General features: G+C 60.9%; 19 protein-coding genes. 11 read left to right on the top strand and 8 right to left on the bottom strand.

Translation table 11 applies throughout. The features are described 5' to 3' along the window. The first annotated feature begins 61 nt into the window (after window positions 1-61). The 6 genes from R6X40_RS11435 to R6X40_RS11410 all read left to right on the top strand — a co-directional run bounded on the left by R6X40_RS11435 (window position 62) and on the right by R6X40_RS11410 (window position 9,492). Window positions 62-2,527: a glycogen/starch/alpha-glucan phosphorylase gene (locus R6X40_RS11435; protein ID WP_412178366.1), complete on the top strand. Its 2,466-nt coding sequence runs from the start codon at window positions 62-64 to the stop codon at window positions 2,525-2,527. After that, window positions 2,524-4,743 carry a 1,4-alpha-glucan branching protein GlgB gene (gene glgB, locus R6X40_RS11430; RefSeq protein WP_318413666.1) on the top strand — a complete coding sequence of 740 codons (2,220 nt, stop codon included), beginning with the start codon at window positions 2,524-2,526 and terminating at the stop codon, window positions 4,741-4,743. Before R6X40_RS11435 ends, glgB begins: the two co-directional genes overlap by 4 nt. Window positions 4,744-4,863: 120 nt before the next feature. Further along, entirely contained in the window at window positions 4,864-6,123 is a 1,260-nt protein-coding gene (glgC, locus tag R6X40_RS11425) for a glucose-1-phosphate adenylyltransferase (RefSeq protein WP_318413664.1), read from the top strand. A 2-nt stretch (window positions 6,124-6,125) separates the two neighbouring features. After that, entirely contained in the window at window positions 6,126-7,565 is a 1,440-nt protein-coding gene (glgA, locus tag R6X40_RS11420) for a glycogen synthase GlgA (RefSeq protein ID WP_318413663.1), read from the top strand. A 4-nt stretch (window positions 7,566-7,569) separates the two neighbouring features. Next, window positions 7,570-9,198 (top strand): alpha-D-glucose phosphate-specific phosphoglucomutase, encoded by a 1,629-nt coding sequence (locus R6X40_RS11415; RefSeq protein WP_318413661.1) that lies wholly within the window; start codon window positions 7,570-7,572, stop codon window positions 9,196-9,198. Window positions 9,199-9,285: 87 nt separating this feature from the next. Beyond that, window positions 9,286-9,492, top strand: coding sequence for a hypothetical protein (locus R6X40_RS11410; protein WP_318413660.1), 207 nt, complete (start codon window positions 9,286-9,288; stop codon window positions 9,490-9,492). A 26-nt stretch (window positions 9,493-9,518) separates the two neighbouring features. Here the strand turns inward: R6X40_RS11410 and R6X40_RS11405 are convergent, their stop codons facing one another. Further along, on the bottom strand, window positions 9,519-10,430 hold the full coding sequence (locus R6X40_RS11405) for an aldo/keto reductase (RefSeq protein ID WP_318413659.1): 912 nt from the start codon (window positions 10,428-10,430) through the stop codon (window positions 9,519-9,521). Between the two features lie 741 nt (window positions 10,431-11,171). On the opposite strand from R6X40_RS11405, the gene glgX reads away from it, so the two are divergent. The 3 genes from glgX (at window position 11,172) to R6X40_RS11390 (ending at window position 14,786) form a co-directional block, all read left to right on the top strand. Beyond that, complete coding sequence (gene glgX, locus R6X40_RS11400) at window positions 11,172-13,142, top strand: glycogen debranching protein GlgX (RefSeq protein ID WP_318413658.1); 1,971 nt, start codon at window positions 11,172-11,174, stop codon at window positions 13,140-13,142. 83 nt (window positions 13,143-13,225) lie between these two features. Then, complete coding sequence (locus tag R6X40_RS11395) at window positions 13,226-13,714, top strand: MaoC family dehydratase (protein ID WP_318413657.1); 489 nt, start codon at window positions 13,226-13,228, stop codon at window positions 13,712-13,714. Further along, window positions 13,707-14,786, top strand: coding sequence for a DUF2332 domain-containing protein (locus R6X40_RS11390; RefSeq protein ID WP_318413656.1), 1,080 nt, complete (start codon window positions 13,707-13,709; stop codon window positions 14,784-14,786). The genes R6X40_RS11395 and R6X40_RS11390 overlap by 8 nt, the downstream gene beginning before the upstream one ends. A 156-nt stretch (window positions 14,787-14,942) precedes the next feature. Here R6X40_RS11390 and R6X40_RS11385 read toward each other — a convergent pair whose 3' ends face one another. The 4 genes from R6X40_RS11385 to R6X40_RS11370 are packed head-to-tail and all read right to left on the bottom strand — an operon-like array spanning window position 14,943 to window position 20,099. Beyond that, entirely contained in the window at window positions 14,943-15,506 is a 564-nt protein-coding gene (locus tag R6X40_RS11385) for a sarcosine oxidase subunit gamma (RefSeq protein ID WP_318413655.1), read from the bottom strand. Further along, window positions 15,499-18,492 carry a sarcosine oxidase subunit alpha gene (locus tag R6X40_RS11380; RefSeq protein ID WP_318413654.1) on the bottom strand — a complete coding sequence of 998 codons (2,994 nt, stop codon included), beginning with the start codon at window positions 18,490-18,492 and terminating at the stop codon, window positions 15,499-15,501. The genes R6X40_RS11385 and R6X40_RS11380 overlap by 8 nt, the downstream gene beginning before the upstream one ends. Beyond that, window positions 18,489-18,833 carry a sarcosine oxidase subunit delta gene (locus R6X40_RS11375; protein ID WP_318413652.1) on the bottom strand — a complete coding sequence of 115 codons (345 nt, stop codon included), beginning with the start codon at window positions 18,831-18,833 and terminating at the stop codon, window positions 18,489-18,491. The genes R6X40_RS11380 and R6X40_RS11375 overlap by 4 nt, the downstream gene beginning before the upstream one ends. Before the next feature lie 12 nt (window positions 18,834-18,845). Then, window positions 18,846-20,099, bottom strand: a complete 1,254-nt coding sequence (locus tag R6X40_RS11370) for a sarcosine oxidase subunit beta family protein (RefSeq protein ID WP_318413651.1) — start codon at window positions 20,097-20,099, stop codon at window positions 18,846-18,848. Window positions 20,100-20,510: 411 nt separating this feature from the next. Between R6X40_RS11370 and rpsU the strand changes: the two genes are divergently transcribed. Further along, a complete protein-coding gene (gene rpsU / locus R6X40_RS11365; protein ID WP_412178374.1) occupies window positions 20,511-20,759 on the top strand; it encodes a 30S ribosomal protein S21 in 249 nt (82 codons plus the stop codon). 266 nt (window positions 20,760-21,025) lie between these two features. Continuing rightward, window positions 21,026-21,913 (top strand): tetratricopeptide repeat protein, encoded by an 888-nt coding sequence (locus R6X40_RS11360; protein ID WP_318413650.1) that lies wholly within the window; start codon window positions 21,026-21,028, stop codon window positions 21,911-21,913. Between the two features lie 34 nt (window positions 21,914-21,947). On the opposite strand, the gene R6X40_RS11355 is transcribed toward R6X40_RS11360, so the two are convergent. The 3 genes from R6X40_RS11355 to R6X40_RS11345 all read right to left on the bottom strand — a co-directional run bounded on the left by R6X40_RS11355 (window position 21,948) and on the right by R6X40_RS11345 (window position 25,141). Next, window positions 21,948-23,060 (bottom strand): GGDEF domain-containing protein, encoded by a 1,113-nt coding sequence (locus tag R6X40_RS11355; protein WP_318413648.1) that lies wholly within the window; start codon window positions 23,058-23,060, stop codon window positions 21,948-21,950. A gap of 259 nt (window positions 23,061-23,319) precedes the next feature. Continuing rightward, a complete protein-coding gene (locus R6X40_RS11350; protein WP_318413646.1) occupies window positions 23,320-24,720 on the bottom strand; it encodes an NAD(P)(+) transhydrogenase (Re/Si-specific) subunit beta in 1,401 nt (466 codons plus the stop codon). A 10-nt stretch (window positions 24,721-24,730) separates the two neighbouring features. Continuing rightward, window positions 24,731-25,141, bottom strand: coding sequence for an NAD(P) transhydrogenase subunit alpha (locus tag R6X40_RS11345; protein ID WP_113246605.1), 411 nt, complete (start codon window positions 25,139-25,141; stop codon window positions 24,731-24,733). Window positions 25,142-25,162: the final 21 nt, after the last annotated feature.

Genomic DNA, 25,162 nt, shown 5'->3' with positions numbered 1-25,162 from the left:
TATGCCCCGTTGGTGTTCGCCTCCGGTCTCCCAAACCGCACGCAGAGGGTAACCCTTTTTCATGATCGATCGTTTGTCCAACGAGAAAATTCCGAGCGCCGCACCTCGCGCTTCAAGTTCCGAGGTCCTTGCCCAGGAAATCATCGAGCGCCTGACCTACCGTATCGGCAAGGACCCGAAGGTCGCCAAGCCACATGACTGGCTGACAGCCGCTATTCTGGTGGTGCGTGACCGGATCACCGACAACTGGATGGAATCGACGCGCAAGACCTACGCCACCGATGCCAAGCGCGTCTATTACATGTCGCTTGAATTCCTGATCGGCCGCCTGATGCGCGATGCCGTCACCAATATCGGCCTGATGGACGAGTTGCGCGAGGCGCTGGCCTCGTTCGGTGTCGACATCGACGTCATCGCTGCCCTTGAGCCCGACGCAGCGCTCGGCAATGGCGGTCTTGGCCGTCTGGCTGCCTGTTTCATGGAGAGCATGGCGACCGTCGATATTCCGGCCTATGGCTACGGCATCCGCTACGTCCACGGCCTGTTCCGCCAGCAGATGGCCGATGGTTGGCAGGTGGAACTGCCGGAAACCTGGCTTGCCCATGGCAATCCATGGGAATTCGAGCGCCGCGAAAGCTCCTACGAAATTGGCTTTGGCGGCTCGGTCGAAACCGTCAATGTCGACGAGGAAGTCACCCGCTACGTCTGGAAACCAGCCGAGCGCGTGATTGCTACGGCCTGCGATACGCCAGTCGTTGGCTGGCGCGCCAAGCGCGTCAACACGCTGCGCCTGTGGACCGCCCACCCGATCGACCCGATCCTGCTCGATGCCTTCAATGCCGGCGACCACATCGGCGCCCTCAGAGAAAGCAACAAGGCGGAAAGCCTTGCCCGCGTGCTTTATCCAGCCGATGCGACGCCTGCCGGTCAGGAGCTGCGCCTGCGCCAGGAGTTCTTCTTCTCGTCCGCCTCGCTACAAGACATCCTGCGCCGCCACCTGCAGCAATATCCGGATTTCACCTCCCTGCCCGACAAGGTGGCCATCCAGCTCAATGATACCCATCCAGCGGTCTCCGTCGCTGAACTCGTGCGTCTGTTGACGGACGTTCACGGCATGGATTTCGAGGCCGCCTGGGATATCGCCCGCCACACCTTCTCCTACACCAACCACACGCTTTTGCCGGAAGCGCTGGAAACATGGCCGGTGCCGCTGTTCGAGCGGCTTTTGCCGCGTCACATGCAGATCGTCTATGCGATCAATGCCAAGATCCTGCTCGAGGCCCGCAAGCAGAAGACCCATACCGATCAGGAGGTCCGCAATATCTCGCTGATCGACGAGAGCGGCGACCGGCGCGTGCGCATGGGCAACCTCGCCTTTGTCGGCTCGCACTCGATCAACGGCGTTTCCGCCCTCCATACCGAGTTGATGAAGGAAACGGTGTTTGCCGATCTGCACCGGCTCTATCCGGAACGCATCAACAACAAGACCAACGGCATCACACCGCGCCGCTGGCTGATGCAGTGCAATCCCGAGCTCGTCACACTGATACGCGATGCGATCGGCGATGAGTTCATGGACAATACCGAAGCCCTGCAGGCACTCGATCCCTTCGCCGACAAGCCGGATTTCCAGGAAAAGTTTGCGAAGATCAAGCGCGCCAACAAGGTCAAACTTGCCCAGTTGGTGCAGAGCCGCATGGGGATCCGCATTGATCCGTCGGCGATGTTCGACATCCAGATCAAGCGCATCCACGAATACAAGCGCCAGCTTCTGAACATTATCGAGGCGATTTCGCTTTACGACCAGATCCGCTCGCATCCCGAACTCGACTGGGTGCCGCGTGTCAAACTGTTCGCCGGCAAGGCGGCGCCGAGCTATCACAACGCCAAGCTGATCATCAAGCTGGCCAATGATGTGGCCAAAGTCATCAACAACGACCCGTCGGTGCGCGGCCTGCTCAAGATCGTCTTTATTCCCAATTACAACGTCTCGCTTGCCGAGATCATGGTGCCTTCGGCCGACCTGTCCGAACAAATATCGACCGCCGGCATGGAAGCCTCTGGAACCGGGAACATGAAGTTCGCGTTAAACGGTGCGCTGACCATTGGAACGCTGGATGGCGCCAATGTGGAAATGCGTGACTGGGTCGGTGAGGAAAACATCAAGATCTTCGGGATGACAGCAGATGAAGTCGCCAAGGTGCGCGCCGAGGGTCACAATCCCCGCGCCATCATCGAGCAATCGCGCGAGCTGTCACAGGCGCTGTTCGCGATCTCGTCCGGCGTCTTTTCCCCCGATGATCGCAATCGCTTCACTGGCCTGATCGACGGCATCTACAATCACGACTGGTTCATGGTGGCGGCCGATTTCGACGCCTACACCAAGGCGCAGCGCGAGGTGGACGCCATCTGGACGGATACGGCCAGCTGGTATTCCAAGACCATCCGCAACACTGCGCGCATGGGCTGGTTTTCCTCTGACCGCACAATCCGGCAATATGCCGGAGAAATTTGGAGAGCCGGATGACATCAGTGCCAAAAGACGCCACGCCTACCGTTCCGTCAGCCAGTCTGCCGGCGGAAGAGATTGCGGCGATCCTCGCTGGCACTCATACAAATCCGTTCGCTGCTCTCGGCGTCCATCCGGCAGGCCCGGCGGGCAAGGAGTTCATCGCTCGCTGTTTCATTCCCGGTGCCGAAACGGCGACCGCAGAAACACTGGCCGGCAAGGAGATCGGCACGTTGACACGGCGTGACGATGCGGGCTTCTTCGAGGGTATCATTGCTGTCAAAAAGGCTCAGCCGGTCCGCTACCGCGCCCGCAATGGCGGCGGCGAGTGGACTGTAACGGATCCCTACAGCTTCGGTCCGGTTCTCGGGCCGATGGATGATTATTACATCCGCGAGGGCTCGCATCTGCGGCTGTTCGACAAGATGGGCGCGCATCCGATCAAGCATGACGGCGCCGATGGTTTTCATTTCGCCGTCTGGGCGCCGAACGCCAGGCGCGTATCGGTCGTTGGCGATTTCAACGAGTGGGATGGCCGCCGCCACGTCATGCGGCTGCGCCAGGACACCGGCATCTGGGAAATCTTCATTCCCGACGTCCCGTCAGGCGCGATCTATAAATACGAGATCGTTGGCAAGAATGGCGAACTGCTGCCGTTGAAGGCCGATCCCTTCGCGCGTCGCTCGGAACTACGCCCGAACAATGCGTCGATGACCACAGGCGAGATCGAGCAGGTCTGGCAGGATGAGGCACACCGGGCGCATTGGGCCAATGTCGATGCCCGGCGTCAGCCGATTTCGATTTACGAGGTTCATGCGGCATCCTGGCAACGCCGCGACAATGGCGACATGCTGACCTGGGACGAGATGGCCGAGCGTCTGATCCCTTACTGTGTCGATATGGGCTTCACCCATATCGAATTCCTGCCGATCACCGAGTATCCCTATGATCCGTCCTGGGGGTATCAGACCACCGGCCTCTATTCGCCAACCGCCCGCTTCGGCGAACCGGAAGGTTTTGCCCGCTTCGTCAACGGCGCTCACAAGGTCGGCGTCGGCGTCATCCTCGACTGGGTCCCTGCGCATTTCCCGACCGATGCCCACGGCCTTCGCTGGTTCGACGGCACAGCACTTTACGAGCATGAGGACCCGCGTCAGGGCTATCACCCCGATTGGAACACCGCGATCTACAATTTCGGCCGCGCCGAAGTGTTCTCCTACCTGGTCAACAACGCGCTCTACTGGGCCGAAAAATTCCACCTGGACGGTTTGCGCGTCGATGCGGTCGCCTCGATGCTTTATCTCGACTATTCGCGCAAGCATGGCGAATGGGTGCCGAACGAATACGGCGGCAACGAGAACCTCGATACCGTTCGCTTCCTGCAGACCATGAACAAGGAAGTCTACGGCAGCCATCCCGGCATCATCACCATTGCCGAGGAATCCACCTCCTGGCCGAAGGTTTCCGCTCCGGTCCATGCTGGCGGCCTGGGCTTCGGCTTCAAGTGGAACATGGGCTTCATGCACGACACGCTGCAATATCTGCAGCGCGAGCCGATCCACCGCAAGCACCATCACAACGACCTGACCTTCGGTCTGCTTTATGCCTTCAGCGAAAATTTCGTGCTGCCGCTCAGCCATGACGAAGTGGTGCACGGCAAGGGCTCGCTGATCGCCAAGATGGCGGGCGACGACTGGCAGAAGTTCGCCAATCTCAGAGCTTATTACGGCTTCATGTGGGGCTATCCCGGCAAGAAGCTGCTGTTCATGGGCCAGGAATTCGCCCAATGGCAGGAATGGGCGGAAGATCGCGCGCTCGACTGGAACCTCCTTGAATACCCCTTGCACGAAGGTATGCGCCGGTTGGTCCGCGACCTGAACGGCACCTATCGCAACAAGGCGGCGCTGCATGCGCGCGACTGCGAAGGCGAAGGTTTCGAATGGCTGATTGCCGACGACCGCGAGAATTCGGTCTTTGCCTGGCTGCGCAAGGCGCCCGGTGAAAAGACCATCGCCGTGATCAGCAATTTCACCCCGGTCTACCGGGAGAATTATACGATACCGCTGCCTGTGGAGGGGCGGTGGAAGGAAATTCTCAACAGCGACGCCGAGATTTACGGCGGTAGCGGCAAAGGCAACGGAGGAGCCGTCCAGGCAACGAAAAACAGTGCAGGCGTCATGACGGCCACCATCACCTTGCCGCCCTTGGCGACATTGATGCTGGAGCAGGAATAGCGCGCGGCAAGATGGGCTCCCAAGACCCGTCGATGTCGTGGACGAGAATAATATTTGGAGAGGACGCAGTTCCAGGAGCGGCAAAGCCGCCCGGGAACCATACTATCGGGAGGAAATTCAATGGAAAAACGGATACAGCCCCTCGCCCGTGACGCAATGGCCTATGTCCTTGCCGGCGGCCGCGGAAGCCGCCTCAAGGAACTGACCGACCGTCGCGCCAAGCCGGCCGTCTATTTTGGCGGCAAGGCCCGCATTATTGACTTCGCGCTGTCGAACGCGATGAATTCCGGTATCCGCCGCATCGGCGTCGCGACGCAGTACAAGGCGCATTCGCTGATCCGACACTTGCAGAACGGCTGGAACTTCTTCCGCCCCGAGCGAAACGAAAGCTTCGACATCCTGCCCGCCTCCCAGCGCGTCTCCGAAACGCAATGGTACGAAGGCACGGCCGACGCCGTCTATCAAAACATCGACATCATCGAGGATCACGGTGTCGAGTACATGGTCATCCTGGCTGGCGACCATATCTACAAGATGGACTACGAGCTCATGCTGCAGCAGCATGTCGATTCCGGTGCTGATGTCACCATCGGCTGCCTGGAAGTGCCGCGTATGGAAGCAACCGGCTTCGGTGTCATGCATGTCGATGAAAAAGACCAGATCATCGACTTCGTCGAAAAGCCCGCCGATCCGCCGGGCATTCCCGGCAATCCGGAAATGGCGCTGGCCTCGATGGGCATCTATGTCTTCCACACCAAGTTCCTGATGGACGTGCTGCGCCGCGACGCCGCCGATCCATCGTCCAGCCGCGATTTCGGCAAGGACATCATCCCCTACATCGTCCAGCACGGCAAAGCCGTCGCCCACCGCTTCAACCAGTCCTGCGTCCGCTCCGATTTCGAACGCGAAGCCTATTGGCGCGATGTCGGCACGATCGATGCCTACTGGCAGGCCAATATCGACCTCACCCATGTCACCCCGGAACTCGACATCTACGACGGCACCTGGCCGATCTGGACATTCGCCGAGATCAAGCCGCCAGCAAAGTTCGTCCATGACGATGAAAACCGCCGTGGATCCGCGACCTCGTCGCTCGTCTCCGGCGACTGCATCATCTCCGGTGCCTCGCTCAACCGTTCCATGCTGTTTACCGGCGTCCGGGTGAACTCCTTCTCCCGCCTCGATGGGGCAGTCATCCTGCCGAACGTCAAGATCGGCCGGCATACGCAGCTCAGCAATGTCGTCATCGACAGCCGTGTCGTCATCCCGGAAGGTCTCGTCGTCGGCGAGGATCCGGAATTCGACGCCAAGCGTTTCCGCCGCTCGGAAAATGGCATCTGCCTGATCACCCAGGCGATGATCGACAAGCTGGATATGTGAGCATGGAAGTTCTGTCCGTCGCATCGGAAGTCTTTCCGCTGATCAAGACAGGGGGCCTCGCCGACGTGGCGGGCGCCCTGCCGGCGGCGATGAAACCGCACGGCGTGCGCATGCGCACGCTGATGCCCGGTTATCCGGTGGTGATGCAAAAAATCAAGAAGCCGCAAAAGATCGGCGGCTTCGACAACCTGTTCGGCAACCCGGCCTCGATCCTCGCAGTCGATCACGACGGTCTCGATCTCCTCGTGCTCGACGCACCGGAACTGTTCGACCGTGACGGCGGGCCTTATGTCGATACGGCCGGACGCGATTATGCCGACAACTTTCGCCGCTTCGCCGCTCTTTCGCTGACGGCAGCCGAGATCGCCGGCGGCCTTTTGCCGAGCTGGAAGCCGGACCTCGTCCATGTGCATGATTGGCAGGCGGCGTTGACACCGGTCTACATGCGTTTCGGACCTGCGCATGCGATGCCGGTGGTGCTGACGATCCACAACATCGCCTTCCAGGGCCAGTTCGGACCGGATGTCTTTGCCGAACTGGCATTGCCACCGGAAGCCTTTTCGATGAGTTACGTCGAATATTTCGGCGATGTCGGCTTCCTCAAGGGCGGCCTGCAGACGGCCAATGCCATCACGACCGTCAGCCCGTCCTATGCCCAGGAAATCCTGACGCCGGAATTCGGCATGGGCTTTGAAGGCCTGTTGACCGCCCGCCTGTCCAGCCTCTCCGGCATCGTCAACGGCATCGACACCAACGTCTGGGATCCGCAGACGGACAAGAATATCGCCGAGACCTACGGCCCAACCTCGCTGAAGAAGCGCGAGGCCAACCGCAAGGCGCTGTCGGCGCAGTTCGGTTTCGACAATGCCCCCGGCCCGATCTTCTGCGTCGTCAGCCGGTTGACCTGGCAGAAGGGCATGGACGTGCTCGCCGAAGTCATCGATGATATCGTCGACAATGGCGGCAAGCTTGCGGTGCTCGGCTCTGGCGACCCGGCGCTTGAAAGTGCCTTTATTTCTGCCGCAGCACGCCATCCCGGCCGCGTCGGCATGGTGATCGGCTACAACGAGCCACTGTCGCACTTGATGCAGGCTGGCAGCGACGCCATTCTCATCCCCTCGCGCTTCGAGCCCTGTGGCCTCACCCAGCTTTACGGGCTGCGCTACGGCTGCGTGCCGATCGTTGCCCATACCGGCGGCCTTGCGGATACGATCATCGACGCCAACGAAGCGGCGCTTGCCGCGAAAGTTGCGACCGGCTTCCAATTCTCGCCTGTTTCTGCTGCGAGTTTGCGACAGGCGATTCGGCGGGCGTTTACCGCCTACCGGCAACCGAAAGTCTGGGCTCGTCTCCAGGCTCAGGGTATGAAATCAGACGTATCCTGGGATATGAGCGCGCATCGGTATGCCGACCTCTATTCCAGTCTTCTTGCGAAAGGCTAAGACCATGATCAGAACCGTTCAGACCACACCTTATTTGGACCAGAAACCCGGGACCTCCGGCCTGCGCAAGAAGGTGCCGGTCTTCCAGCAGAAGAATTATGCCGAGAACTTCATCCAGTCGATTTTCAACAGCCTGGATGGGTTCAAGGGCGAAACGCTGGTGATCGGCGGCGACGGCCGCTATTACAACCGCGAAGTCATCCAGATCGCCATCAAGATGGCCGCTGCCAACGGTTTTGGCCGTATTCTCGTCGGCCGGGGCGGCATCCTGTCGACGCCGGCCGCCTCCAACGTCATCCGCAAATACAAGGCCTTCGGCGGCATCGTGCTGTCGGCCAGCCACAATCCCGGTGGCCCGACCGAGGATTTCGGCATCAAGTACAATATCGGCAATGGCGGCCCGGCCCCTGAAAAGGTCACCGACGCCATCTATGCCGGTACCCGCACGATCGAGACCTACAAGATTGCCGAGGCTGCCGACATCAACATCGACGCCGAAGGCAGCCAGGACGTCGCCGGCATGGAAGTCGTGGTCATCGACCCGGTCGCCGACTATGCCGAACTGATGGAAAAGCTGTTCGACTTCCCGGCTATCCGCAACATGATCGGTGGTGGCTTCCGCCTCCTCTTCGACGCTATGAGCGCCGTCACTGGTCCCTATGCCAAGGAAATCCTCGAAAACCGGCTGGGCGCCGCCAAGGGCTCGGTGCTGAATTTCATCCCGCTGCCCGATTTCGGCGGTCACCATCCAGACCCGAACCTCGTCCACGCCCGCGCCCTCTACGAGGAAATGATGAGCGAAGACGCGCCGGACTTCGGCGCCGCATCCGACGGCGACGGCGACCGTAACCTGATCATCGGCAAGGGCATTTTCATCACCCCATCCGATAGCCTTGCCATGCTCGCCGCCAATGCCAGCCTTGCGCCCGGCTACTCCAAAGGCCTTGCCGGTATCGCCCGCTCGATGCCGACCAGTGCAGCCGCCGACCGCGTCGCTGAAAAGCTCGGCATCGGCATGTTCGAGACCCCGACCGGCTGGAAATTCTTCGGCAACCTGATGGATGCCGGCCTTGTGACCATCTGCGGCGAGGAAAGTGCCGGCACCGGCTCCAGCCACGTCCGCGAAAAAGACGGCCTCTGGGCAGTGCTGCTCTGGCTCAATATTCTGGCCGTGCGTATGGAAAGCGTCCAGGATATCGCCCGCCAGCATTGGACCACCTACGGCCGTAACTACTATTCGCGCCACGATTACGAGGAAGTGGATTCGGATGCGGCCAACGGCCTGATGACGGCGTTGCGCGACCAGCTCGCCACCCTGCCCGGCAAGAGCTTCGGCAAGCTGAAAGTCGCCACTGCGGACGACTTTTCCTACAATGACCCGATCGACAAGTCGGTCAGCAACAACCAGGGTATCCGCATCCTGTTCGAAGGCGGCTCCCGCGTCGTCTTCCGCCTGTCGGGCACCGGCACCTCCGGCGCCACCTTGCGCGTCTATATTGAACGCTACGAGCCCGACGCCTCCAAGCACGATACCGAAACCCAGGAGGCCCTTGCCGACCTGATCACCGTCGCTGACGAGATTGCCGGTATCAAGACACGCACCGGCCGCACGGAACCGACTGTCATTACCTGACCGGATGGTCTAAGGGAGGGCGCAGCGCTCGCTGCGCCCTCCCGATCCGGCATAATCTTTGCCAGAGGCACACAAGGAATTGCGACAATGACCGACAACGATCTTGTCGCCCTCTACAAGGCCGGTAAATTCAAGGAAGCACTGGCCGCCGCCATCGGCGAAAACGGCAAGTCCAAATCCACACCGACGCGCCTCGTCATGGACAAGCAGGCCGGCAAGTTGCGCTGCTATCGCGGCAACAAGCGCGTCGAGAAGGACGCCAACGGCGAATGGCAGCTGGTGAAGCTGCTCTGAACCCAGCCGGGCATGCCCTCAGCTCTTCACGCTACCGGCCGGCCGCTCGCTACTTCCAGAACCTCAAACCAGTCCTGCAGATCAAGCTCAACCCCTGCGGCCCCTGCCAGCGCCTTCACCCGCGCCGGATCGGTCGAGCCGATGATCGGCAGCGGTTTCGACGGCAAGCGCAGCAGCCAGGCAAGTGCGACCGTGCCCGCACCCTGCACGCCATATTTGTCGGCAAGACCGGTCAGAAGATCGACAAGCTGCGGATTGCCTTTCTCCCGGTCGAACAGGCGGCCACCGCCCAGCGGTGACCACGCCATCGGCGCGATCCCCAGACGCTGGCAATCATCCAACGTACCATCATAAAGTGGCGTGGTATGGCTGACCGACAGTTCGATCTGGTTTGCCACCAGCGGAATGTTGAGTTTCGATTGCAGAAGCGCGATTTGCGACGGCGTATAGTTGGAAACACCCACTGCCCGCGTCTTGCCTTCCGCAACCAGCGCTTCCAGCACCTCAGCCACTTCGGTGGCATCCATCAGCGGGTCGGGCCTGTGCAACAGCAACAGATCGACATGATCGGTCTTCAGATTGCGCAGCGAGTTTTCCAGCGACCGGCGGATATGGTCCGCCGTGCTGTTATAATGCTTGACGCGATGCTCCGGCCGCGCCGGTCCCGTCAGCGCAATGCCGCATTTGGTCACCAGCTCGATCCGGTTGCGCAGCTCCGGGCGGGTGGCCAGCATCTCGCCAAACAGCGCCTCGACGCGGTAGCCGCCATAGATATCCGCATGGTCGATGGTGGTGATCCCGGCATCCAGGCACGTATCGACGGTACGGGCGATCGAGGCGATCCCGCTCGTCTCCGGATTGTCGGCAATACGAAAGGCGCCCCAGACCAGCCGCGAAAATTCCGGGCCGTCACGATGAAGCTTGATACGGGATGACATGATTGGGGGCGCTCACTCAGCGGTTTATGAAACGGGCGATCACCTGCTCGCGGCTACGGTCGCCAACATATAGAGGCCTGACAAACCGGGCACAACGATAGGCGCGGAACCGTCCGTCAAAAAAATTTCATCCCCGTTCATCCCCGCCCATAAAACCTGTGCCATCATCATTGCCGTCCTGTCATTGGCGAGACTGCTAGGCGTAGCGGTGAGACAGGGCCGGTGCCGGGTGGAGGACAGACGTAAGCCTTTGTCCGGTGGATGGTCAGAAAGTGGTTTCCCTCCCGTCTGCAAAATGGCGGGGCGTGCCTGTGAGGCACACATGAGGACCGGCGACGGGTATGTCGAAAGACAGGCCTTTCGCGGCGAGACGGCAAACAGCCGTAAACGCCGCCCCGTATCAAAAGGGCGCCGCCATCCCCGCAGAGAAACCGGAGTTGCCCATCGGCGAACACTGAACGGTGCGCTGGAAGGCGTCATATAAATAAACTTTGTCCCGGCACTTTCCAGCGCCCCGGCCAAGTCAGCATGAAGAAAACCCACGGCGGATTTTCCGGGCGTGGTTACAGGTGTTGAGGGGACCGCACACTTCTTCTTCTGCCCATCGGGAAGAAGAAGAAGTACCCCCAAGGGGAGGGTAAACTTACCGCTTGCAACATCCGCCAAAGCAGAGACAAATCACTGTCAAACCAGTCTGATACGAAACGGCCCAATCCTCCACATCATCCCAAGGTGCCCTCGATGCCGAACCTGCCAGCTTCCCTTCTCGGCGCCACCCTGAGCAGCAGCGGCACGGCCTTTGCGGTCCGCTCCAGCACCGCCTCCGGCATCGAGCTTTGCCTCTACGACACAACCGGCAACCACGAACTGCGCCGCCTGCCGATGCAGCGCGGCGCAGATGATGTTCACAGCCTGACCGTCCCGGATGCCCCCGCCGGCACCCGCTACGGTTTTCGCGCTTCAGGAACCTACGATCCGGACAACGGCCTCTGGTTCGATCCCGCCAAACTGTTGGTCGATCCCTATGCCCGCGAACTCGATCGCCCGTTCCGCTACGATCCCCGCCTGTCGGCCTTCGGCGACGACACCACCGATCTCGTGCCGAAGGCAATCGTGACGGAACCGCAGAGCGCGCCATGGCAGGCCCCGCTGTTCCAGACCGGCGGCCTGATCTACGAAGTCGCCGTCCGTCCCTTCACCATGCTGCATCCGGACGTGCCGGACCATCAGCGCGGCACCGTCGCAGCGCTTGCGCACCCTTCTATCATCGCCCATCTAAAGCGCATCGGCGTCTCGGCCATCGAGCTGATGCCCATTACTGCCTGGATCGACGAGCGCCACCTGCCGCCGCTCGGCCTTTCCAACGGTTGGGGTTACAACCCCATCGCCTTCATGGCGCTCGATCCGCGCCTCGTGCCGGGCGGAATGGCCGAACTGCGCGAGACCGTCGCAGCGCTTCATGCCGAAGGTATCGGCACCATTCTCGATCTGGTCTTCAACCATTCCGGCGAAAGTGACCGCTGGGGTGCGACGCTCTCCATGCGCGGCCTCGACAATCACATCTACTATCGCCACGCCACGGACCGGCCTGGTGAATTGATCAACGATACGGGCACGGGCAACACCATCGCCTGCGATCACCCCGTCGTGCGCGCGCTTATCCTCGATAGCTTGCGTCACTTCGTTCTTTCCGCCGGCATCGACGGCTTCCGCTTTGACCTGGGCTCAATCCTCGGCCGCGACATCAATGGTTTCAGCAGTGATGCCGCCCTCCTCGCTGACATGGCCGCCGATCCAGTGCTGAAAGATCGCGTACTGATCGCCGAACCCTGGGATATCGGCCCCGGCGGTTACCAGCTCGGCAACTTCCGCCCTCCGTTTCTGGAATGGAACGATCGGGCCCGCGACGACCTGCGCCGCACCTGGCGCGGCGACAGCCACACGATCGGCGATCTGGCGACGGCGCTTGCTGGTTCATCCAATATCTTTTCCCGCAATGGCGGCATGCAGACCCGCAGTGTCAATTTCATCGCCGCCCATGACGGCTTCACGTTGATGGATCTCGTCTCCTATGCCGGCAAGCACAATGAGGCCAATGGCGAAGACAACCGCGACGGCCACAACGACAACCAGTCCTGGAACAATGGCGTCGAAGGCGAAACGGCAGATCCCGAGATTCAGGCGTTCCGCCGCCGCGACGTCATGGCCCTGCTGTCTACCCTGTTTGCCACCCGCGGTGCGATCATGCTGACCGCCGGCGACGAGGGCGGCCGCACCCAGCACGGCAACAACAACGCCTATTGCCAGGACAACGCCATCACCTGGGTCGATTGGACAAGTCTCGACGACACACTGATCGCCCATACTGCAGCCTTGTCGCAAATCCGCGGCCGCTTCGATGTCTTCCACGACACCACGTTCTTCACCGGAAACGGTGATGTCGAATGGTTGCGGTTCGACGGCCAGCCGATGGCGACGGGCGATTGGGAAGGCGCCACGACCGACCATCTGGTCATGCTGCTGTCCACCGGCGATATGGTACAGAACAGACGCACCCGGCTTGCCGTCGTCATCAATCGCAGCCATGCGCCGCATCCGGTCCAGCTGCCGGTCCGGCAGGGGTCCGGCTGGCAAAGTCTTTTGCCTTCAGCCACTGCAGGCATCGGCATGGTCGCGGCGCGAAGTGTCGGTTTCCACGTCGAAATTTTATAGGCCCACACTGCTCCCCCCGATTGCCGTTTTTCGAAAGAGCGGCATATAGAGAAACGGGGGGATGTTTTTGATCGGAAAAGAGAATGCCTCAAGAAATTACGCTGTCTGACGTCAAGAACCTTGTGGGCACGGAAGTCGGCATCTCCGACTGGATCACGGTCACGCAAAACACCATCGACAGTTTTGCCAATGCCACCGACGATCACCAGTTCATCCATACGGACCCGGTTCGCGCCGCGGCGGAAACGCCCTTCGGCGGCACCATCGCGCACGGGTTCCTGTCGCTGTCACTGTTGTCGGCAATGAACTTCAATTGCCTGCCGCGCGTGCGCGAACAGACGATGGGCATCAATTACGGATTCGACAAGGTGCGCTTCATGACGCCGGTGAAAAGCGGCGCCAAGGTGCGCGGCCGCTTCACTATGGCCGAGGCCCGCTTTCGCGGCGCCGGCATGCTGATGGTCACCTATGACGTCACCGTCGATATCGAAGGCGAACGCAAGCCGGCACTGACCGCCAACTGGCTGACGATCATCCAGTTCGACCCGAAAGATCGGCCGGAGGATGCCTGACCCAAAAACGATAGAGGAGGCCGTCCGTCTCGCTTTCGTCAGGCAGGCGAGTGCCTGCAGCGATCTCGGTTCACCATTCACGGCAAGGCTTTGCACGCTCGCTTCCGCGCGGCTGACAGCCGATCATCCAGCCGGCGCGAAAATCCTGTCCTGGGAAGGCGACCCTTCGCCGGGCGGTGATTCCGTGCCGTTGCGGTTGGCTGGCGCGCTGCACGCGCTGGTGCTGTCCGGTATCGATCACGATCTGGCCGCCGTCTATCCGCCACATGCAATCGACCATGACAACAATTTCTGGAGCGCCGTCGAGAATGCCCTGCGTGTGCATTCCGATTTCATCCTCGACCGGCTGAAATCGGCGCCTCAGACCAATGAGGTGCGCCGGTCTGGCGCTCTGCTCCCCGGCTTCCTGACGATCTCCAGCCTGTTCAACAAACCGCTCATGCTGTCGGAAATCGGTGCCAGCGCCGGGCTCAACCTGCAATGGGACCGCTACGATTACAGGCTGGATGACATGATCTGGGCCTTGCAGCCCTCGCCGGTATTGATTGCACCGGAATGGCGTGGGGCAAAACCGCCCAGTGCGCCGATCCACGTTGCCAGCCGCGCCGGCTGTGATCTCAATCCGCTGAACCCGGCCAACGGGGACGACGCCCAACGTCTGCTCTCCTACCTCTGGGCCGACCAGCAGGACCGGCTGGAACGCACCCGCTTTGCGCTTGCCATCGCGGCAGCCAACCGCCAGACCGTCGATCGCGCCGATGCGGTGGATTGGCTAGAACAGCGCCTGCAAGAAGCTCATGACGATCAGGTACACGTGATCTACCACACCATCGCCTGGCAATACCTGCCCGCATCATCAAAGGAAAAAGGCGAAGCCCTGATCGCGGCGGCCGGAGCGCGCGCAACGCAGAAAGCGCCGCTAACCCGCCTGCAAATGGAGGCGGATGATCAGAAGAATAGCGGCGCGGCCCTGACCCTGCAAATCTGGCCATCCGCCGAAAAACACCTGATCGGCCGTGCCGATTTTCATGGCCGCTGGGTGGAATGGTTTGGATGGCCCGGCCTGCATTGAGCCTCGTTGACTTCGAATGCACGACAAAGCCCCTCACCCTAGCCCTCTCCCCGCAAGCAGGGAGAGGGGACGATCGAGTTTGCCGCCCGTTCCTTCTCCCCGTCACGACGGGGAGAAGGTGCCCGACAGGGCGGATGAGGGGCTACAAGCGCACGATCAGTTCCCCGCATCCTCGGCAGCTTCAGCCAGAAGCGTCGAGACATAAGGCGAAAACGAGCGCCAGCATTCGACCCGGAACGTATCCTCGGCAGTGCGCAACAGCACGATTTCCGCCTTGGCCAGAACCGTGCGCGAGCAGGCGCCGACCGGGAATGCGGCGAGCGACAGATCCTGCGGGCAGCCGCCATTGACCGCGACCGCAGCACCACGGCCCTTGACGAGGATGGCCGTGTTGCGATGGGAAATATCCGTCGCCGAATGCAGCACATTGCTTGATCCGGCAAGCGCCATCAGGTCAGCTTCGTTCTCGTCGATGACAAGCCACTCGTCCGGTCCGAGCGAGAGTGCATGGCGGCCATTCACCGAAACCGAAGTCTTGGCCCTGGTTGGCAGCGAAAGGCCGAGCGCGCCGGAGAGCGCCGAAACGGCATCAGACTTGGCCCGCAGCGACATCCGGGTTGCGGGTGCTGCAACGGAAAGTACCGCGGCAGCCGAGCCGCCATGAAAGCCGGAAAGCGGCAGAGTACGCGTAGCCAAATCAGCCCCAATCAAATCAGCCATTGATACGGCCTCCTTCCTTGTCAAAGAACACCATGTCGCTCACCTCGACGGCAATCGTCTTGTCGGGCATCGGGACATAGAGCGTCTGGCCGATCTTCGCCTTGCCGCCGGCAACCAGTGCCAGCGCAATCGAGCGGCCGCAATTTTCCGACCAGTAGGCCGAGGTCACATGGCCGATCATCGTCATCGGCAGCGGCTGGTTCGGATCGGCAACGATCTGCGCGCCCTCTTCCAGAACAACCTTCGGGTCCTTGGTCAAAAGCCCGACAAGCTGCTTGCGGCCATCGGCAATCAGATCAGGACGTCGCAGGCCGCGAATGCCGACGAAATCCGGTTTCTTCTTGCCGACAGCCCAGGTCAGCGACGCATCGTCCGGGGTCACGGTTCCATCCGTATCCTGACCGACGATGATGTAGCCCTTTTCGGCACGCAGGATGTGCATCGCCTCGGTGCCATAGGCGCAAGCACCCAACGCTTCCGCCCGCTCATGGAGCGCACCCCAGACGGCCGGGCCGAAGTCGGCGGGAACATTGACTTCGAAGCCGGTTTCGCCGGTGAACGACATGCGGAATAGCCGCGTCGGCACGCCGCAGATCTTGCCTTCGCGAACGCTCATATGCGGGAAGGCTTCGTTCGATAGATCGATGCCCTCGACCAGCGGCGCGATGATCTCGCGCGCCTTCGGACCCTGAACCGCGATGACGGCCCATTGTTCGGTGGCAGAGGTCAGCCAGACGTTCAGATGCGGGAACTCGGTCTGCAGATAGTCTTCCATGTGGTTCATGACACGGGCAGCGCCGCCCGTCGTCGTGGTCACGTGGAAACGGTCCTCCGCCATGCGGCCGACGACGCCGTCGTCATAGACGAAGCCATCCTCGCGCAGCATGATGCCATAGCGGCAGCGGCCGGGCTTCAGCGTATCCCAGCTGTTGGTGTAGATCAGGTTGAGGAACTGCGCCGCATCCGGGCCGACCACCTCGATCTTGCCGAGCGTCGAGGCATCGAAAATACCGGCGACATCGCGCACGGTCTTGCACTCGCGGTTGACAGCCTGATGCATGTCTTCGCCAGCGCGCGGATAGTACCAGGCGCGCTTCCACTGGCCGACGTCCTCAGACACCGCGCCTTGTGCTTCTTCAAGCGCATGCATTGGCGTCTTGCGGGTCGGGTCGAACAGCTCGCCGCGCGAATGGTTGATCAGTGTGCCGAACGTCACAGGCGTATACGGCGCACGGAACGTCGTCAGACCGACCTTAGGGATCTCGCGGCCAAGCGTTTCAGCAGCAATCGCCAGACCGTGGATGTTGGAGAGCTTGCCCTGATCGGTCGCCATGCCGTTGGTGGTAAAGCGCTTGATATGCTCGATAGAATGCATGCCCTCGCGCACCGCAAGGCGGATATCCTTGGCGCAGACGTCGTTCTGGAAGTCGATGAAGGCCTTCACCGTCGTATCCGGTCCGGCCCCCTCGGCAGCACCGGCCATCCCACCGGTCCAGTCAAAGGCATTGACGCCCTGAAGCGCCAGCTTTTCCGAAGCCGTAAACCCGGATGCGTTCGACATCAGCTCACCAGCCGCCAGCGATTCCTCGATGGTCGCCTGAAGGTCGTTGGTGCCATTGCAGGCGCCGACGGACAGGCAATCCTGCGCGTAGGTTCCGGGCAGGAAGCGCTGGCTGTCGAAGTCGTAGGCCACCTTGCCCCGCGACTGCGAAAACATGTGCACCGAGGGCGTCCATCCGGCCGACATCAACAGTGCATCGATAGCGATCTTGCGCGACGCACCACCGCCATTGCGGGCAACAGACATGGAAGAGACCCGCAACTTGCCGCCGGTATCGACGACGCCATGGCCAGCCAGAACCTCGATGCCGAGGGTACGGGCTTCTGCAAGCACACCCTCGCCCGGCTGTTCGCGGCTATCGACAATAGCTGCAATGGTGATACCGGCACGCTTCAAATCGAAGGCAGCCTCGTAGGCTGAATCGTTGGCGGTATAGACACCGACCTTCTTGCCGACGGCGACGCCGAAATGGTTGAGGAAGGTACGGGCCGCCGAGGCCAGCATGATCCCGGGGCGATCGTTATTGGCGAATACCATGTGGCGCTCGATGGCACCCGTGGCGATGATGACGCGCTTGGCGCGCACCTGCCAGAGGCGTTCGCGCGGCAGCTTCCTGTCGGGCTTGGCCAGATGTTCCGTCACGCGCTCGTTGAGACCGACGAAATTCTGGGCGTAGTAGCCGAACGCCGTGGTGCGCGGCAGGACGGTAACGTTCTCCATCTTCGCCAGGTTGGCTGCCGTCGCCTGCGCCCAGCTGAACCCGTCGAGACCGTCGATGGTGACGCTCCTGTCGTAATGCAGCGCGCCGCCGACTTCCGGCTGCTCATCGCAGATGATCACACGGGCACCGGTCTTGGCAGCGGCGAGCGCTGCCGAAAGACCGGCAACACCGGCGCCAATCACCAGCACGTCGCAATGGGCGTAACGGCTGGAATAGTGGTCGGTATCGTCCTCTGTCGGCGAAACGCCGAGACCGGCGGCCGCGCGGATCTGCGGCTCATAGACGTGCTTCCACGCCTGCTTCGGCCACATGAAGGTCTTGTAGTAGAAACCGGCGGCAAAGAATGGCGCCAGCAGGTTGTTGACCGCGCCGACGTCGAAGGCGAGCGACGGCCAGCGGTTCTGCGAGATCACCTTCATGCCGTCGAAGACATCCTGCACGGTGGCGCGGACGTTTGGCTGCTTGCGGGATGCATCGCGCTCGACGCCGATCAACGCATTCGGCTCTTCTACACCGGCCGAGACGATGCCGCGCGGGCGATGGTACTTGAACGACCGGCCGACAAGATGAACGCCGTTTGCCAGCAGCGCCGAGGCGACGGTATCGCCTTCAAGCGCGGCGTAGCTTTTGCCGTCGAAGAAGAAACGGGCGGTTTTTGCAGGGGTGAGACGGCCTGCACCGGGGATACGATTGGCGCCGCTCATTTCGCGTCCGACTCCGTGGCTTCATAGGTTTCAACAGGCGCCGAAGTGCCGGGGCGCAGCGTACTGACATCCGGGCGCGGCAAGCCGGCCTTGTAAGTCACCAGGAACTTGTCGCTGACAGTGTCGCGGGCCGCATTGAAGAAACGGCCGCAACCGTTCAGATGCCGCCAGCGCTCGAAGGTCAGACCCTTGACGTTGTCGCGTAGGAAGAAGAAGGCCTCGAATTCCTCGTCGGTCATCTCGGTCATGTTGGCCGGACGCGCAATATGCGCGTCGCCGGCCTGGCGGAATTCGAGCTCGGAACGCTCTTCCTCGCAATAGGGGCAATAGATCAGAAGCATGGTGTTTTCCCCTTAATGCGCGACAGCAGCCGCGGCCGCTTCGTCGATCAGGCGGCCCGAGCGGAAGCGTTCCAGCGTGAAGGGCGCGTTGATCTTGTGCGGCGCGTCGTTGGCGATGGTGTGGGCGAAGACATTGGCCGAACCCGGCGTTGCCTTGAAGCCACCGGTGCCCCAGCCACAGTTGACGTAAAGACCGGAAACCGGGGTCTTGGCCAGGATCGGCGAACGATCCGGCGTCACATCAACGATACCGCCCCAGGAGCGCATCATCTTCATGCGACGGAAGATCGGGAACAGTTCACAGATTGCGTCGAGCGTATGAGTGATGATCTGCAGGCCGCCGGTCTGCGAATAGGACGAATACTGGTCGGTGCCTGCGCCGATCACAAGCTCGCCCTTGTCCGACTGCGAGATATAGGCGTGAACGGTGTTCGACATGACAACGCAAGGGAAGATCGGCTTGATCGGCTCGGAAACCAACGCTTGCAGTGGATAGCTGACCAGCGGCATACGAACGCCGGCCATTTCCATTAACACAGACGTATGACCGGCAGCAACGACGCCAACCTTCTTGGCATTGATCTGGCCGCGATTGGTATCGACACCGGCGACGGAACCATCCGGATTGCGGCGGATGCCGGTGACTTCGCAGTTCTGGATGATATGGACGCCGCGATCGGCGGCCGCACGGGCATAGCCCCAGGCAACAGCGTCATGGCGCGCGGTTCCGCCGCGGCGCTGCAAGGCGGCACCGTTGATCGGATAGCGGGCGTTGCGGGAAATATCGAGCGGCGGGCAGAATTCCTGCGCCTGCTCCGGCGTCAGCCATTCATTGTCGATGCCGTTCAGCCTGTTGGCATGGATATGGCGCTTGAACACCTGCTGATCATGGACGTTGTGCGACAGCATCATCACGCCGCGCGCCGAATACATGACGTTGTAGTTGAGATCCTGGCTAAGGCCATCCCAGAGCTTCAGCGCGTGGTCGTAGATTCCGGCGCTTTCGTCATAGAGATAGTTGGAGCGGATGATCGTTGTGTTGCGGCCAGTATTGCCACCACCGAGCCAGCCCTTTTCGAGCACCGCGATATTGGTGATGCCGTGTTCCTTGGCGAGGTAATAGGCGGTGCCGAGGCCATGGCCGCCGGCGCCGATGATGATGACATCATATTCCTTACGCGACTCTGGTGAGGTCCACTGTGCCTCCCATCCCCTGTGGCCGCGCATCGCTTCGCGAGCGACAGCAAAAACCGAATATTTGCGCATCCGCCTTCACACTCCGTAGTCCTGCCAAAAGGCCGGTGAATTTCTTGTGGTCGATCCTAGAAATCGCAAATCCCGGCCTTCCGCAACGTTTCTTTTGCGACGCGAGACGGCGCTTGTTGCGCGAGTTGCGACATACCGCATCCCGGGCGCAATATAAGGCAGAACACATATGAGAGAGGAACATCCAACAGAGCTGATACAGCAATGTCTCATCGCAATTCCCGCAACCAAACCCTTGAAACCAAGGTTTTCCGGCACTTTCGGGCGTGAAAACCAACTCGAAGCTGGACTTTGAGCAACCGATCTGGTATCCGCTCTCTCAATCGTAAAGCTTTCGGGCTCCGCGAACCATATTTTTTTGCCTCGTTGACCTGACTTCATGAGGCGATCACTCCAAACTGAAGGAACGGGATTCACGTGCAGGTACTAGTCCGCGACAACAATGTCGATCAAGCGCTTCGCGCACTCAAGAAGAAGATGCAGCGCGAAGGCATTTTCCGCGAAATGAAGATGCGTGAGGCCTACGAAAAGCCATCCCAGAAGCGCGCCCGCGAAAAAGCTGAAGGCGTTCGTCGCATTCGCAAGCTGGCCCGCAAGCGTTTGCAGCGCGAAATGGGTATCGTTACACCCCGCCCTGCTGCGGCGGCTGCAGCACGCTGATTAGCGTTTACAGCGTATCTGACGCGTAAATCGGGCGGGGGCGATATGATCGCCACCGCTCTTTCTGTTTCAGTCGCATGCCGCCGGAGGTAAATCCGGACACAGACGACCAGCGCGCAGAGCGTGCTAACTGTCTTCGGGCACGGAACCGCATCCACGACGGTGCATCTGATGGGTCCAGGACTTTGAAATGTGCATGCTGGCCCGATCCGCCGCTTGAGGCTCGGGACATGCCGAGACGCTTCGCTTAATCGAGGGAATCAATCTTGACATCGACTGCCAGGACTGCGGATTTTTCCGACCATACCGGCCGTGCCGGGCGCTCTAATCGGCGCGGTTTCGCCCTCGCTTCCATGCTAGCTGTGACCGGAGTGCTGATGCTGTCAGGCTGCACGACCGCCGACACGTCGAACGATGTGATGCGCGTCGAGCGGGCTCAGGGAAGCAACGAAAACATTGCCTCTCTGTCTGCCGTGATCTCAGCCAACCCGAGCGATCCGGAAGGCTACAACGTCCGTGGCTCCGCATACGGCCGCGCCGGCGAATTTCGCCGGGCTCTCGCCGATTTCAACAAGGCGGTCGAACTCAACCCGCGCTTCTATCAGGCCTATGCCAACCGCGCCCTTGTCGAGCGCAACATGGGCGATCAGTCGGCGGCGCAGTCCGACTACAACATGGCCCTGCAGCTTAATCCACGTTATGACGTCGCGTTCATCGGCCGGGGCAATCTCTACCGCCAGGCAGGCAAGCTCGATCAGGCTTTCGCCGATTTCAACAAGGCGATCGAACTCGACACTACAGACCCCCGCGCCTACCACAATCGCGGCCTGATCTATCAGGCCCGCAAACAGCACGCGCAGGCGATCGAGGATTTCTCCACCGCCATATCGCTGTCGCCAAATTCGCCGGAGCCCTATAACGGCCGCGGTATTTCCTACGTCGCAACCAACGACGACGACAATGCGTTCGCAGATTTCAACACCGCGATCACGCTGAACGGCAAGATCGCGGAATCCTGGGCCAACCAGGCGCTGGTCTATGAGCGTCGCGGCGACAAGGCAAAGGCAGCGAAGTCCTATGGCCACGCTCTATCGCTCGACCCCAAGTACGAACCGGCGCGTGCCGGACTTGCCCGCGTGAAAACAGCCGGCTAACGAGAGAAGGGCGCGGCAGGTTTCCTCATGCCGGTCATGCGACAGCAGCCACGGGCAGCCGGCGCTCGACAGACGTGCGATTGCGCCCCTCCCGTTTGGCCTCGTAAAGCAACTGGTCCGCTCGATCGAGAGCGGACCATGCCGTTTCCTGCGGTTGCAACAGGACACCTCCGATACTGACGGTCACGAAAGCGCAGGTATCTGAAGGGGCATGATCGATACGGAGGGCCCGCACGTCCGCGCAAAGTTCATCCGCACGGTCCTTCAGCGACGCGGCTCCGCAATCGTACAGGACAAGCGCGAACTCCTCGCCGCCCATCCGGCAGGCCATATCGAGTGGACGGCGCGCAAAGGCGTCCAAACGCGCCGCCAGGCGCTGTAGTGCCAGATCGCCGGCCTGATGCCCGTAGCGATCGTTATAGCGCTTGAAAAAATCGACATCGAGCAACAGCAGGCCGACCGGTACATTTTCCCGCCGGGCTTGCTGGCGAACCGCCTCAAGCTGCTCGTCAAGGCCACGCCGATTGGCAAGCCCCGTCAGCGGATCGCGCGATGCCTGTTCCTTGAGAATACCACGCAAGAGAAATTGCTCTCGATGCGCACGCTCCCGGAGATACCCGCCGACGGCCGAGAAGATCAACGTCAAAAGCAGCATGGCGTTGAATTGCTGCCCGTGCAGCTCCGTCGGCAGCAGCCAGTATCGCAGCAAAAAAGTCGTGACGACAACGCCAGCCGCCAGCACAAGACTGTGACGGAAGCGGAGCCCCAGCGGGGAGAACGCCCCCATGATAAACAGAAGTTGGGCGAATTCGGCATCGCCGAGATGGTTGCGCTTGTAAAGGCAGACCGACACCGCCCCACACACCGTAAGGGTCATCACCACAGCTATGGACAAAGGCGCCGCCCGCGACGCCCCGCGCTGTCGATGGCAAATATACAGGCAGCCAAGCAGAAACAGGACTGCCACCCACCGGCTGGCCAGAATGCCCCACATATCGGCGGTAAGATTGGGAAAATGATCCACCAGCGGGAGCCGTACAAAATCGGACACCCCGAATAGAATGATGAAGACCAGAGAGAAAACCGCACTCACCATAGCAGGGCGACGCTCATCCCTGTCGATCTGCAGCGCATATTCGCGCTCCATCTCGCCTTGAAACCGTAACCGACCGATCCCCGCGTCAAGCTGCCGGGCGTAATGCCCTATCCGGGCGTAACCGAATTGCGAAGGTGAGCTCATGGTCCTCTTTCGTAACACCGGCGCCAATTGTTGCGGCTGGCAACCAACGATATGCGAGGACAGTTGAATTTCGATTAAATGCCGGGAGGAAGAATGCAAGGGGCCAAAGCAAAGCAATGCAGTGCCGCTTGGATCAGCGGCACTGCATGCTCAGGGGTTTATCGCTTTAGTGATTCATGGCCTTGACGATATCATCGGTCATCTTCTTGGCGTCGCCAAGCAGCATCATGGTGCCTTCCTTGTAGAACAGCGTGTTGTCGATACCGGCATAGCCGGAGCCGAGCGAGCGCTTGACGAACAGGCAGGTCTTGGCCTTGTCGACATCGAGGATCGGCATGCCGTAGATCGGCGATGTCTTGTCGTCGCGCGCTGCCGGGTTGGTGACGTCATTGGCCCCGATGACATAGGCAACGTCAGCCTGCGCGAACTCGGAGTTGATGTCCTCGAGCTCGAACACCTCGTCATAGGGAACATTGGCTTCGGCCAGCAGCACGTTCATGTGGCCGGGCATGCGGCCCGCAACCGGATGAATGGCATATTTCACCTCGACACCGTTCTTCTTCAGCGCATCCGCAAGCTCGCGCACCGCATGCTGGGCCTGGGCGACCGCCATGCCGTAGCCGGGCACGATGATCACCTTGGAGGCATTGGCCATCAGGAAGGCGGCATCGTCGGCCGAGCCCTGCTTGACCGTACGTTGCACCCCATCGTCGCTGGCAGCCGCTGCGGTATCACCGCCGAAACCGCCCAGAATGACCGAGATGAAGGAACGGTTCATGCCCTTGCACATGATGTAGGACAGGATTGCACCCGACGAACCAACCAGCGCGCCGGTGATGATCAGCGCCAGATTACCGAGCGTAAAGCCAATACCTGCGGCCGCCCAACCGGAATAGGAATTGAGCATCGAGACGACCACCGGCATGTCGGCGCCGCCGATCGGCACGATCAGGAGAACGCCGAGTGCCAGCGACAGAACGACGATCGCCCAGAAATCGAAATGGCTTTCGGATGCGGCAAGACTGATGATGAAGAAGACGATCAGCAGCAAAAGCACGCTGTTGATCACATGGCGGAACGGCAGCATGATCGGCTTGCCGGACATGCGGCCATCAAGCTTCAGGAAGGCGATGATCGAGCCGGTAAAGGTGATGGCGCCGATGGCAACGCCAAGCGCCATTTCAACCAGAGCCTGGGCATGGATCCCGCCGATTTCGCCGATACCGAAGGACGACGGCGTATAGAGCGCCGAGGCCGCGACCAGAACGGCGGCAAGACCGACCAGCGAATGGAAGCCGGCAACCAGTTGCGGCATCGAGGTCATCGGGATCGAGCGGGCGATATAAGCACCGGCACCACCGCCAATGGCGAGACCGAGCACGATCAGCACCAAACCACCAAAGGACGGGGTGGCGAGCAACAGCGTAGTGACGATGGCGATACCCATGCCGACCATGCCGAGGATATTGCCCCGGCGCGAGGTGGTCGGATGCGACAGGCCACGCAGCGCCATGATGAACAGGACGCCGGAAACCAGATAGAGGAAGGCTGCAATATTGGGTGACATCAGTGCGGCCTCACTTCTCTTTTTTCTTGTACATGGCCAGCATGCGCTGGGTGACGAGGAAGCCGCCGAAGATATTGACCGAGGCCAGCACCAGCGCCACGAAGCCGAAACCGGTGGCAAGCCCGGACGCCGAGATGCCGACCGCAAGCAGCGCACCGACGACGATGACGGAGGAAATCGCATTGGTGACCGCCATCAGCGGCGTATGCAGTGCCGGCGTGACCGACCAGACGACGTAATAGCCGACGAAGATCGACAGCACGAAAATCGCCAGCTGGAACACGAACGGATCGATGGCGCCGCCACTCAATCCATGAACAACATTGCCGGCGGCATCCGGCACATATTCGGCGGCGGTGCGCACCGCTTCGACCGCCCGGTCGAGGTCGCCGATCGCCTTGTCGAGCATCTCATTGGCCATACCATTTCTCCCTTGGGCAGC

Origin of the sequence: Rhizobium sp. PL01, from assembly GCF_033447125.1 — a bacterium.
Taxonomy (GTDB): Bacteria; Pseudomonadota; Alphaproteobacteria; order Rhizobiales; family Rhizobiaceae; genus Pararhizobium.
The sequence above is the reverse complement of the archived record's forward strand: the minus strand, read 5'-3'. Positions and strand labels throughout refer to the sequence as shown.

What these genes read in the sequence shown, in the direction of transcription:
- glgB (WP_318413666.1), top strand. Translation starts at nt 2,524, where the DNA reads ATGACATCAGTGCCAAAAGACGCCACGCCTACCGTTCCGTCAGCCAGT.
- R6X40_RS11410 (WP_318413660.1), top strand. Translation starts at nt 9,286, where the DNA reads ATGACCGACAACGATCTTGTCGCCCTCTACAAGGCCGGTAAATTCAAG.
- R6X40_RS11380 (WP_318413654.1), bottom strand. Translation starts at nt 18,492, where the DNA reads ATGAGCGGCGCCAATCGTATCCCCGGTGCAGGCCGTCTCACCCCTGCA.
- R6X40_RS11405 (WP_318413659.1), bottom strand. Translation starts at nt 10,430, where the DNA reads ATGTCATCCCGTATCAAGCTTCATCGTGACGGCCCGGAATTTTCGCGG.
- R6X40_RS11370 (WP_318413651.1), bottom strand. Translation starts at nt 20,099, where the DNA reads ATGCGCAAATATTCGGTTTTTGCTGTCGCTCGCGAAGCGATGCGCGGC.
- glgA (WP_318413663.1), top strand. Translation starts at nt 6,126, where the DNA reads ATGGAAGTTCTGTCCGTCGCATCGGAAGTCTTTCCGCTGATCAAGACA.
- R6X40_RS11395 (WP_318413657.1), top strand. Translation starts at nt 13,226, where the DNA reads ATGCCTCAAGAAATTACGCTGTCTGACGTCAAGAACCTTGTGGGCACG.
- R6X40_RS11350 (WP_318413646.1), bottom strand. Translation starts at nt 24,720, where the DNA reads ATGTCACCCAATATTGCAGCCTTCCTCTATCTGGTTTCCGGCGTCCTG.
- R6X40_RS11385 (WP_318413655.1), bottom strand. Translation starts at nt 15,506, where the DNA reads ATGGCTGATTTGATTGGGGCTGATTTGGCTACGCGTACTCTGCCGCTT.
- R6X40_RS11435 (WP_412178366.1), top strand. Translation starts at nt 62, where the DNA reads ATGATCGATCGTTTGTCCAACGAGAAAATTCCGAGCGCCGCACCTCGC.
- R6X40_RS11375 (WP_318413652.1), bottom strand. Translation starts at nt 18,833, where the DNA reads ATGCTTCTGATCTATTGCCCCTATTGCGAGGAAGAGCGTTCCGAGCTC.
- R6X40_RS11415 (WP_318413661.1), top strand. Translation starts at nt 7,570, where the DNA reads ATGATCAGAACCGTTCAGACCACACCTTATTTGGACCAGAAACCCGGG.
- R6X40_RS11345 (WP_113246605.1), bottom strand. Translation starts at nt 25,141, where the DNA reads ATGGCCAATGAGATGCTCGACAAGGCGATCGGCGACCTCGACCGGGCG.
- glgC (WP_318413664.1), top strand. Translation starts at nt 4,864, where the DNA reads ATGGAAAAACGGATACAGCCCCTCGCCCGTGACGCAATGGCCTATGTC.
- R6X40_RS11355 (WP_318413648.1), bottom strand. Translation starts at nt 23,060, where the DNA reads ATGGAGCGCGAATATGCGCTGCAGATCGACAGGGATGAGCGTCGCCCT.
- glgX (WP_318413658.1), top strand. Translation starts at nt 11,172, where the DNA reads ATGCCGAACCTGCCAGCTTCCCTTCTCGGCGCCACCCTGAGCAGCAGC.
- R6X40_RS11390 (WP_318413656.1), top strand. Translation starts at nt 13,707, where the DNA reads ATGCCTGACCCAAAAACGATAGAGGAGGCCGTCCGTCTCGCTTTCGTC.